Annotated in this window: 10 protein-coding genes; all 10 read left to right on the top strand. The window is 36.0% G+C overall.

Going from position 1 to position 11,911, the window contains the following annotated elements; all coding sequences use genetic code 11:
* The first annotated feature begins 35 nt into the window (after positions 1–35).
* The 10 genes from BJL90_RS20485 (at position 36) to BJL90_RS20440 (ending at position 11,899) form a co-directional block, all read left to right on the top strand.
* Positions 36–1,313, top strand: a complete 1,278-nt coding sequence (locus BJL90_RS20485) for an HlyD family secretion protein (protein ID WP_070972581.1) — start codon at positions 36–38, stop codon at positions 1,311–1,313.
* 5 nt (positions 1,314–1,318) lie between these two features.
* Positions 1,319–2,713 (top strand): ABC transporter permease, encoded by a 1,395-nt coding sequence (locus BJL90_RS20480; protein ID WP_070972580.1) that lies wholly within the window; start codon positions 1,319–1,321, stop codon positions 2,711–2,713.
* Between the two features lie 146 nt (positions 2,714–2,859).
* Complete coding sequence (locus BJL90_RS20475) at positions 2,860–3,975, top strand: ABC transporter ATP-binding protein (RefSeq protein WP_070973464.1); 1,116 nt, start codon at positions 2,860–2,862, stop codon at positions 3,973–3,975.
* Positions 3,976–4,318: 343 nt separating this feature from the next.
* Positions 4,319–5,167, top strand: a complete 849-nt coding sequence (locus BJL90_RS20470) for a WD40/YVTN/BNR-like repeat-containing protein (RefSeq protein WP_070972578.1) — start codon at positions 4,319–4,321, stop codon at positions 5,165–5,167.
* A gap of 148 nt (positions 5,168–5,315) precedes the next feature.
* Positions 5,316–6,002, top strand: a complete 687-nt coding sequence (locus BJL90_RS20465) for a response regulator transcription factor (protein WP_070972576.1) — start codon at positions 5,316–5,318, stop codon at positions 6,000–6,002.
* Positions 5,992–7,287, top strand: a complete 1,296-nt coding sequence (locus BJL90_RS20460) for a sensor histidine kinase (protein WP_236904975.1) — start codon at positions 5,992–5,994, stop codon at positions 7,285–7,287. The genes BJL90_RS20465 and BJL90_RS20460 overlap by 11 nt, the downstream gene beginning before the upstream one ends.
* A gap of 476 nt (positions 7,288–7,763) precedes the next feature.
* Positions 7,764–9,212, top strand: coding sequence for an ABC transporter permease (locus tag BJL90_RS20455; protein WP_070972572.1), 1,449 nt, complete (start codon positions 7,764–7,766; stop codon positions 9,210–9,212).
* A 13-nt stretch (positions 9,213–9,225) separates the two neighbouring features.
* Positions 9,226–9,891, top strand: a complete 666-nt coding sequence (locus tag BJL90_RS20450; protein WP_070972570.1) for an ABC transporter ATP-binding protein — start codon at positions 9,226–9,228, stop codon at positions 9,889–9,891.
* A 618-nt stretch (positions 9,892–10,509) separates the two neighbouring features.
* Positions 10,510–11,175: a TetR/AcrR family transcriptional regulator gene (locus BJL90_RS20445; protein ID WP_070972568.1), complete on the top strand. Its 666-nt coding sequence runs from the start codon at positions 10,510–10,512 to the stop codon at positions 11,173–11,175.
* A 25-nt stretch (positions 11,176–11,200) separates the two neighbouring features.
* Complete coding sequence (locus tag BJL90_RS20440) at positions 11,201–11,899, top strand: ABC transporter ATP-binding protein (RefSeq protein ID WP_070972566.1); 699 nt, start codon at positions 11,201–11,203, stop codon at positions 11,897–11,899.
* The last annotated feature ends 12 nt before the right edge of the window (positions 11,900–11,911 follow it).

Here is an 11,911-nt window from a genome sequence, read left to right as displayed (position 1 = left end):
AATTAAGGCTCATTTTATATCTGGAGGTTGCTTTTATGCAAAATTATGAAGAAATCAAGGAAGAACAAAGAAAAAAAGTGTTTGGAAAAGCGATTGTTATCTTTTTTATGAGTATGTTAATCATTACTTTTTTTTCAAAAACAATTCAAAATATATTTCTTCCTGTGGTAGCTGTATCAAGACCTTATTCTGGTATATTAACCTATGAAACAGTAGGCACTGGTACAATTATTCCAAGAGAAACCCTTAACATATATCCTGACTCAACCAAAAGAATTAAGGAAATAAAGGTTGAAGCGGGGGAAAAAGTGAAAAAGGGACAAGTTATAGCTATTCTTTATAATCAAGTTTCAAATAATAAGTTGCTTGAAGAAGAAATAAACCTAAGAAAATTAGAAACCAATTTAGAAAAACTACTTTTACAAACAAAAGACACACAGATAGAAATTTTAGAATTGGAGATCGAAAAGACTTTAGAGAGAGTGAATAAACTACAAGAGGACTTAGATAAAAAGATGGTATTGTTAGAGGCAGGAGCTGAAACTGCCGATAGTGTCAAAGAAGCACAATACAATCTTGAAATAGGGCGAAAAGATTATCAACAAAAAAATAAAGAACTTCAGGAAGAAAACAGTAAACAACAAATATCACAAGAAGAGAAGAAAAGAGAAATCGAAGCCTTACGCTATGATATACAATTGCAGCAGTTAAAAATAGTTGAATTACAGGAGGAAGAAACAATACTTTCGCCATGTGAGGGAATTGTTAGGGAAATACACTATCAAAGCGGTGGATTGGCAGTTGATAATCAACCGATATGTTCCATTATTGACTTGGATAAGGGATTTGTTTTTTCTGCTTCCATTGATTTGGAAGACAATAGCTTTATATCTGTTGGAGATTCAATATTAGTTTATTTAAAATCCGCAAGTAAATTGATTGATATACCTATCAAAAAAATTACCATCAAGGATAATTCCAAAGAGCTTAAGGCTGATTTGGAGGAAGGAGATTTTTTAGGGGGAGAAAAGTTAGATTATCGTATTGTTAAAAAGTCAAAAAACTTCAATATACTTGTACCTAATACTGCTCTTGGAAGAGATAATAGCGGCTATTTTGTTTTTATTTTAAAGGAACGAGAAGGTACTTTAGGTAAGGAGTATTATATAAAGAAACAATACATAAGCGTAGGGGACAGTGATAATCAAAACTCCGTAATATTAGATGGTCTGGACCATAGAACGAATATTGTATATGATTTCGAAAAAGCAATTCATGATGGCAGCAGAGTACGACCTCAGCAAAGGGAGTGAGGAAAATGAACGTTAGAAAAATTTGGAAATGCTTTTTCTTTTCTGGAATTTTCATTTTGTTGCTCAGTATTAGTTTTATTCAAGGGATAAATAAAAATGCTGAAGTATTATTAGGTACATTTGGCTTCAATAAAATATCCGTTGAAGCAAAAGAAAATTCAATTAAGCGTAGTACCTATGGATTTACTAAGGATGAGGTTTTAAAGTTAGAACATAAATTAAAGGAAAATCTTATTTCATTTACCCTTCCCTTTGAAGTAAATATAAAAAATCAATCAAATGCTATGTCTGTAAGAGCTTTAGCAATAAGTTCTTCTTACCAAAGCTTTGCCGATATTAATCTTATAGGAGGAAGCTTTTTAACAGAAAAGCAAGAAATGAATAAAGATAGAGTTTTAATCATAGAAGAGGAAACGGCATTAAAATTATTTAAGAGCACAGACATTATAGGCATGAATATGGAGTTGATGGATAAAAATTTTACTATCATTGGAGTATACAAAAGAAGGAATAGTCTTTTATCTAATTTACTGAAAAAAAAGGAGTCTAATATATATATTCCTTTACAAGCTGTATTCATATTGGATGAAAACATTGAAATTCCTTACTTTCAAGTGGCGATATCAGATGAAGGAAAGGGCATTCAAAGTCCAAAGGCTGTTATAAAGGTATTGGAGGACATAGGAAAATCTTCATCAAATTATAAAATAACAGATTATAGAAGCTTTCAAAAAAGAATTTTTCAAATAAACAAAATCCTTATATTTATATTTGGAATTTCTATTATATATGATGCTACTAAAACTCAAATAAAAGCATTAAAGAGAATGTTTTTAACTATAAGAAACAGCTGCTCAACGCAATATTTTTCGGAAGCCATGAAGTCAAATAGAAAGGTACTAATCTATCTAATAATGAGGTTTTTGTTTTTGACTTCTTGTGTATATATAATATTAAACAGCATTAAATTTGATTTTTATATACCAGCAGTAGATAGTAGCTATGCTATATATTCTATAGATTTATTCATAAATAATTTACTTGGGATTGCTACTTCTAAAACATTATTTCAGTGCATACCTTATCTTTCAGAACTTCTTATTGTATTGACTTCTATTTTAGGTACTGTCCTTGGAGGACTATTATTATATATAGGCTTCTTTTTTTCGAAGCATATCCAACAACAGTTAGATAAAGGACTTTTGTTTTTCAGTATAGGCTATTTGGCAGTTCTACTACTTTCGAATGTGATCATGATGATAATCCATCTTCCAATTGTGATGGATATAAAAATAGTAATAGCTATTTATATTTTTCTAGTGCAAAGAAAATTTCCTGCGTTTGATGAGCTTAAAAATATTGAGGGTGAAAATCCTTTATCTATAAATAATAATCTATAAAACTATAGATGACCCATAAAGTGTTATCTAAGAATAAGGTATAGGATATTTGATATGTGTTTAGAGAATTATGGTTCATAAAAAAAGATTTGGATTTGATGGAGGGAGGTTATGATTAAAATTTTTATAATAGGGATGTGATTATTTTGGCCAATGTAAACTTAAAACATGTCACAAAAAAATTTGAAGATAAAGTTGTTGCAGTGGCGGATTTCAATTTGGATATCGAAGATAAGGAATTTATCGTTTTTGTAGGTCCCTCTGGCTGTGGAAAAACTACTACACTTAGGATGGTTGCAGGATTGGAAGAAGTAACCGAAGGAGAAATATTTATAGACGGAAGATTAGTAAACCATATGCAACCTAAAGACAGGGATATTGCAATGGTTTTTCAGAACTATGCTTTGTATCCTCATATGACAGTTTTTGAAAATATGGCATACAGCTTGAAATTAAAGAAAATCCCCAAAAATGAAATAAAAGCAAGTGTGTATGAAGCTGCAAAACTCCTTGAGATAGAACACCTTCTTCATAGAAAGCCGAAGGCCTTATCTGGAGGTCAGAGGCAACGGGTGGCTTTGGGACGTGCCATAGTACGAAAACCGAAGGTATTTCTTATGGATGAACCTTTGTCAAATCTTGATGCAAAACTAAGGGCTCAGATGAGGACCAAAATCAGCAAACTTCATCAGCAGCTGCAAACAACCTTTATCTATGTTACACATGATCAGACAGAAGCCATGACAATGGGAACAAGAATTGTTGTGATGAAGGATGGGTATATTCAGCAGATGGATTCACCTCAGAGGCTTTATGAAAAGCCGAATAATTTATTTGTGGCAGGATTTATTGGAAGTCCCCAGATGAACTTCAGAGAAGTAATGGTAGAGAAATTTGGAGAGGAAATATACTTAAAGTTTGGTAAAAGCAGTATCAAGTTACCCTATGAAAAGGCAAAAAAACTAGAGGAACTTAATTACTTAGGCAGGGAAGTGATCATGGGAATCAGACCTGAAGCCATATTTGATCAAGAAATTTACCTTGATTCATTGGCAGATTGTGTTGTAGAAGCAGAAGTAGAGGTTGTTGAAATGCTTGGCTCTGAAATTCTTTTGAATGTAAAAATTGAGGGTACCGATTTTATTGCAAAGGTTGATCCACAGAAACAGGTGAAGGTTGGAGAGATTATAAAGCTGGCTTTAGATCCTGGTAAGATCCATATTTTTGATAAAGAAACGGAGAAAACAATAACCAATACTTAGAAAATCTACGTGTAGCAGTGACGATAAGGTTTTATAAATTACAGAATTTACTATATCATATAGAAAAATACACTTTACAAGAAAGAGAGCATGCCAAAAGCAATAAATTGTTTTGAGGTGCTCTTTTTCTTGTCTACCAAGGAAAAAAACAAATAATTTCAATATGTGTAAAAATGCAAGGCAAGAAATGGATAAAAGAGAATGTTGTTTTTAATCTTCCAACAGCAAAAAGCTCAACTATTTCATAAATTTGGCAGACTAAAGGTTCGCTAAAGGTAGAGGGTTTATGATAGTAAATGTAAGGTAACTACTTACTAAAAAAAATTTAGGAGGTATCATGAACATGAAAAGTAAAATTTTATCAACAATGAATACTACAAAAAAGAAAGCTGGCATTGCACTCCTTTGCGGGACGCTTGTGGCTGCGACAGGCGCTGGAACAGTCTTTGCAGCAAACGATAGTGCTGCTATGTTGAGAAAGGTTGAAAATGGTGTTACAATTTATTCTACAGATGGTAGCCAAACATGGAGTGAGAATGCACCTGAAGGCGTAACAGCATTCAACGGTAAGGAAGGAAGTAGAGGGTTCATTAGAGGTATGGGATTTAATGGTGAAACAGGTTATATAATGAAGATTAGAGACGGTGCAGGATATATGGTGAAGCTTGAAGATGGAGTCAAACTCTACTCCACAGACGGCGGAGAAACATGGAGTGAGAATGTACCAGAGGGTATGCCAGCATTCAATGGTAAAGAAGGAACTGTCATTAGAAGTATGGGCCCCAATGATGGTACAGGTTATGAGATGAAGATTAGAGACGGTGCAGGATATATGGTGAAGCTTGAAGATGGAGTCAAACTCTACTCCACAGACGGCGGAGAAACATGGAGTGAGAATGTACCAGAGGGTATGCCAGCATTCAATGGTAAAGAAGGAATTGTCATTAGAGGTATGGGATTTAATGGTGAAACAGGTTATATAATGAAGAATAGAGACGGTGCAGGATATATGGTGAAGCTTGAAGATGGAGTCAAACTCTATTCCACAGACGGCGGAGAAACATGGAGTGAGGATGTACCAGAGGGTATGCCAGCATTCAATGGTAAAGAAGGAACTGTCATTAGAGGTATGGGCCCCAATGATGGTGCAGGTTATGAGATGAAGATTAGAGACGGTGCAGAGGTTATATAGATAGGGGTTATGAAATTAATTAAGAAAAATTAGAATACAGATTTGATTTTTACTCAAAAGTAAAGTGTCCACAAAAAGGAGCTGTTGAAAGCCCCTTTTTTGGGGATACTTTTTATGATATAGTCAAAAATAATAAGGAGGCATGTAGGTGAGAATTTTAATGGTTGAAGATGAGAAGTATATGGCTGAAGCCATTGTTCAGGTATTAAAAAAGAATAACTATAGTGTTGATTTAGTATATGATGGAGAAGACGGATTGGATTACGGGCTTTCTGGTATTTATGACCTTATCATTCTCGACATCATGCTTCCCAAAATGAATGGGATAAATGTATTGAGGGAGCTACGAAAAACTGGTATTGAAACACCAGTTATTCTGCTAACAGCAAGAGGTGAAACGGAGGACAAGGTACAGGGCCTTGACAGTGGCGCTGATGATTATTTGGCAAAACCCTTCCATACTGACGAACTGTTGGCTCGTTTGCGTGCATTGGGACGTAGAAAAACAGAACTTATAAATGATGGCATACTTAAATATGGAGATATTGAGCTTAACCCTCTTACCCTTATGCTTTGCTGTGGCAACAAGAAAATAAAACTAACCTTAAAAGAATCTCAAATACTAGAAATGCTAATAAAAAGAAATAACATGGTTATTTCAAAAGAGATGATCATTGAAAAACTATGGGGTTATGATACTGATGCCGAAGATAATCGTGTAGAGATCCATGTGTCCCTTTTACGAAAAAAAATAAATCGTTTGGAATCTAAGGTTTCGATTCATACGATACGGGGTGCAGGATATGTCTTAAAAACGGCAAAGGATGGAGAATAAAATGTTCACAAAGCTTAGGAATAAATTTCTCGTTCTTAATATGTCCATCACTTCCCTGGTGATGATTACTGCATTTGCTATAATATATTTCATTACTTATAACAACATATATTCGGAAATTCAAAGTAAGTTGACTTCACGAGCTGAAATGCCAATAAGAATGAGTATGCTTAACGATACGGAAAAAGGAGTTGCTGTAATTCAAAGAGTTCCTTTGGGGGATACACTTACATTTAGTATAGAGTTGGACGCCGATGGGAAGATTTTAGAAGTCAACTCTTTTATTGATATGCCTGAGGAAGTATATTATAAAGCTATAGAAGCTGTCTGGAGCAAGAATAAAAGCAGTGCTTCAATAACCTTAGAGGGCAGGCAATGGCAATATCTTATAACCCAAAAGGGCAGGCGTATGATTCTTAGAAATGGGCAACAATATTCCCTTGTGGAAGATAAGTATTTGATTACATTTTTAGATATTACAGCATACAAAAAAACACTGCTGGAACTGCTTACTACATTAATTTTCGTGGGAGCAATTACACTTTTTGTAATTTTTATCATCAGCCTTTACTTTGCCAACCGATCAATTAAACCAATAGCCGAAACATGGGAAAAACAGAAGCAATTTATTGCTGATGCTTCCCATGAATTGAAAACGCCCCTTTCAATTATAAACGCCAATTATGACGCACTTTTGGAAAATCAGGAAGAAACCATCAAAAGCCAATTAAAATGGCTTGATTATATAAAAATTGGAACGGATAGAATGACAAAGCTTATCAATGATCTTTTGTCTTTGGCTAAGCTAGAGGATGTAAATTTTGAAACACGAAAAAACCCATTTAATATAAGTAACGTTGTAAAAGATGTGATGCTGTCGATGGAAGCCATAATGCTTGAAAAAGATATTAAGCTCTCCCACTGGATAGAGGATGACATCATTGTAAAAGGAGATGCAGAAAGAGTTAAACAATTAGTCACGATTTTATTCGATAATGCAATAAAGTATTCAAATGAAAATGGGCAGATTGATATATCGCTTAAGAAATCAAAAAGTCAGGTTATATATTCTATAAGAAATAGTGGGAAAGGAATAGCAAAGAAAGATTTGCCGAAGGTTTTTGATAGATTTTATAGAGGAGATCCCTCCAGAACCCATGAAGGCGGCAGTTATGGTTTAGGCTTATCTATTGCGAAAACCATCATAGATAGGCTAGGTGGCGAAATACAGGTCACAAGTGTGGAAAATGAATACACCACCTTTACCTTTACACTTGGATTATAACTAAGTTAAGATGTCCCCCGCCTCTATAGATGGCGGGGAACATCTTAATTTTTTCAGTGGAAGTTCAATCTTCCTCTGAAACCGTTGAATAACGAGCAAAGCCCTTATTAAATGCATTAAACAAAACCACCTATAGAAGATTTAATAATAGAAATTAGAAAAATAAAACTATAACACGATTAGTGAGATTATATACAGAAGAAAAGAGCGATGGCCATTGAGTTATCGTTTTTTTCTATAGTTAAGGAAATTATGCTTCAAATCTATTTCCTGCTGTTGCTTATATAAAATCTCTTAATCGGTCTTAAGGTTCGCCTAAAATCTCCAAACCGTCATATAGATAATGGAATTTGATACACACTATTGCATTTATTGCCAGGCATCAATGAAGACGCATTCAAGGTTCACTAAAGGATTTACCTTTATACTTAGGAATGTAAGATTTTAAAAACACAAGCGAAAGGAGAAAACAATATATGTATATCTTACAAAACGCATTTCATAATATCCTCCGAAACCGAGGACGTAATATCTTGCTTGGGGCAATCATATTTGTCATTATCATCGCCTCGGTAGTAGCTCTTATGATTAACAACACCACAAAGGGGATTATCGATGACTATAAAAGTCGCTTTTCATCTGCTGTAACCATTATACCCAATATGGAGAGGATGCGGGATGAGGCAATGAAAAACAGCTCAGGCGGTCGGATGAGAATAATGGCCCCAGTTATTCCCTCTGAGCAATATGTGGAATTTGGGAATTCCGATTATTTATATGATGCAGTTTATAGGGCTTCCACAGGGCTGAACAGTGACAACATTATGGCAATTGATGCCAAGCTTGGTGGCGGAGGATCAACAACCGGAACGATTGTGAGCGGAGGAACGATGTCAACGCCAACAAGTTATATGTTTAGCTTGCAAGGTAATAGGTTTGAAGATTTTGACGAAGGGTTACGTGACCTTGCCGAAGGTAGTATGCCTAAAAACCCAAACCAGTGTATTATAAGCAGCGACCTTGCAGAATTAAACGGGATTTCTGTAGGTGACACTATTTCTTTTACTTCAGAGCTTGCCTACAAGGGAGAAACCTTTGCAGATACCACATATACAGAAACCTACTATGAATTGACGGTTGTGGGAATCTATTACGACGCAACAGATGAATACAATCCAGGTGGGCAACAAAACGCCTACACAAACCGCAGAAATGAGATATTGACAAACTATGAAACCGTGGTAGCTGAGATGCAACCGGGGCTTTCTGGAATTAACATAACAGCTACCTATTATGTAGAAAACCCAGATAGGATAGATGCTTTTGCTGAAGAGCTTTATGCTAAAGGGCTTGACCCCATATTTGACGTAACAACCGATGAAACCAGCTATAACAAAATAGTAGGTCCAGTGGAAGGGCTGAAAAACATCTCCATTTCATTCATGATTATTGTTATGATTTTTGGCGGCATAATCATTGCACTACTTTCTTCCATTGCCATCCGGGAGCGTAAATATGAAATCGGCGTACTGCGGGCTATGGGAATGAAAAAGTATAAGGTGGCCCTGGGCTTGTGGTCAGAAATACTGATTATAACTTGCCTGTGCCTGGCGCTTGGACTAGGCATCGGAATGTTAGTTGCACAGCCGATTACAAATCTTCTGCTGGCCCAGCAAATAGAAGCCGCGGAGTCGGTGGTGGCTTCTACTACCGGACTCAGCGGCGGCATGATGATGGGAAGCGTAGTCAACCCTGTGACAAATTCAAGTGCTCAGCCCCTTGAAAATATCGATATAGCCCTTGGTCTCAATACCATATTCGAAATCATAGGCATTGCGTTATTACTGGCATCCTTTGCCGGACTTGTATCAATCAGTAAAATTACAAAGTATGAGCCTATAAAAATATTGATGGAAAGAAGTTAGGGAGGTATTTAAAATGAGTGTTTTAGTAGTAAAAGATATATCTTATCAATATGAAGGAACGAAAAAATTTGTCCTCAAAAACATCAATGCAGCATTTGATAGAGGAAAAGTATATACCATTGTTGGAAAATCTGGTGCAGGAAAATCTACTCTACTATCTTTAATCTCTGGACTTGACGTTTGTGTAAAGGGAGAGATATTGTATGAGAGTACCAGTCTGAAAGCCCTCAACCGTGACGATTATAGGGCTAAAAGTATCGGTGTTATTTTTCAAAGCTTTAATTTGCTTACGAACGCCACTGCAGTAGAAAATATCATTCTTTCTATGAACATCAGTGGAAGCAAGGTGAAGGATAAAAAGACCTTTGCTTATGGGCTTTTAGAAAAGGTGGGGATAGACAGGGAGAAGGCAGGTCGAAAAATATTGAAGCTTTCCGGTGGAGAGCAGCAGCGGGTAGGTATTGCCCGTGCATTGTGCCACAATCCAGATGTCATTATTGCCGACGAACCAACAGGGAACCTGGATCGGGATACCGAAGCCGATGTTCTAAAGATTTTAACCTCTCTTGCCCATGATGAGGGTAAATGTGTCATCATCGTCACTCACTCCAGAAAGGTGACATCTATTGCAGATGAGGTCTGGGGAATCAATGATGGGAAGCTGCTGCTAATGCATTAGGAAAAACTCCATAGCAGGGTCTATTATTGATTGAGATAAGCAGCAGAGGTATTCCGGTACCTGGAAGGTTAGAAAGAAAATTCGCAGAAAGGTGGTAAAATATGAGGGAAAAGAAAGTTCTGGTTTTAAGTGGTGCTTTATATGTGCTTGCAGGTTTGCTGATACCGAAAATCAAGTAACCTTTTCAACATCAGGAGAAATAATGACTAGTAAAATTGACGGAGATTATTTTGAAGATTGAGACAGAACATTGATAAATAATGAATTCTTGAAAGCATGTTTGCTCGATAAATCGACTGAGATTTTTTATCTTAGTCGTTTTTTTTATCTTATTATCAAATACTTTACTGGGTTAAGACCCCCGCTTCTATAAGTGGGCTTTGAATCAGGTGGAGTAGAGTCTCCATCTGATTCCTCGATGTTCAGCTTTAGCTGGACGAGTTCACTATTTATCTTATGTATTTAATTATTAGATATAAATTTTTGATGAGTAAGCTTATACTAATATAAAATTATTTATAAAATTTGAGGTACTATTGACTTTTAAGTCAATAACCACTATACTATAACTATCCATTGACTTTAAAGTCAATGCAGTATAAAACTGGAGGTGTTTCAATGGTGCGAAAGAAAAAAGATGCTGAATTTATATGTGAATATGAAATTAAAGACCATAAAATTATGACAATGGAAGAAGAGAAACGTGAACGGGTTATCGCAGCAGCATTGAAGGAGTTTAATAAAGGATACCACTTAGCAAATATGGATGAAATAGTTAAAGAAGCGGGTATATCTAAGGGCTTAATCTTTCACTATTTTGGCTCAAAAAGGGGATTGTTTCTATTTTTGCTGAAGTATTCTGCTGAAATTATCAACAACAAATATTCTAAGGTAATTCTAAGCAGTAGGGATTTTCTAAAAAATGTTTGGGAGGTATCTAAGCTTGCGCTGGAAATGACATTACAGTATCCAATCATGTATGGATTTATAGGGAAGGCGGTTTTTGTTCTTAATGAGGTTTTTCCTGAGGGATTGCCTAAGGACATACCTAATTCTAATAGAACACTTCTACAGGAAATTTTAACGAAATCTGATAAATCAATGTTTAGGGATGATATTGATAAAGACAAGGCCCAAAACATTATTATGTGGACAATGCATGGCTTTTCAGACAGTTTACTGGCGTATGGGGATGACTTGGAAAACTATGAAGCTAACTATGAGAAATTAATGAAGGAATTTGAAGAATATTTAGAGTTACTTCGCAAGCTGCTTTATAAATAATCAAGATGGAAGGGGGGAGATTAATATGTTTATTGATGTTTCAAGTTTAAAGAAGAGCTATACAACTGGGGTGGTTAAAACTGAAGTTTTGAAGGGCATCGGAATGAATTTAGGAAAGGGGGAAATCGGTGTTATTCTAGGGCCCTCCGGCTCAGGAAAATCCACACTGATGAATATCCTCGGGGGAATCGATCGGGGTGACAGTGGCAAGGTCATTGTTGATGGGGTGGAGATAAATAATCTAAATGATGATCAGTTGACGGAGTATAGACGTGAGGACATTGGTTTCGTCTTCCAGTTCTATAACCTGGTTTCCAACCTTACAGTCGGAGAAAACATAGAAGTAGTCTCCAATATCAGCAAATCACCTCTCAACATTGACGAGGTTTTAGAAGCAGTGGGAATGCTGGATAAAAAACACCGCTTTCCCAGGGAACTAAGCGGTGGTGAGCAACAAAGAGTCTCCATTGCCAGGGCGATTGTCAAGAATCCAAAGCTGCTGCTTTGCGACGAACCAACCGGGGCCCTTGACTTTTTAACTTCTCGAAGCATCCTACAGCTTCTCCAGCAGGTGAACAAAAAATACGGAACAACCATTTTGATGATAACCCACAATGCTGCAATAGCCGCTATGGCCAACAGAGTATTTAAAGTTAGAAGCGGAGAAATCGTAGAAGCAGAGGTTAATCAGATGACAGTTCCTGCAGAAAGGATTGAGTGGTGATGGCTTTAAACA

The organism is Clostridium formicaceticum (genome assembly GCF_001854185.1).
GTDB lineage: Bacteria > Bacillota > Clostridia > Peptostreptococcales > Natronincolaceae > Andreesenella > Andreesenella formicacetica.
Note: the sequence above shows the minus strand (reverse complement) of the source record. Positions and strands in the feature narration are given on the sequence as shown.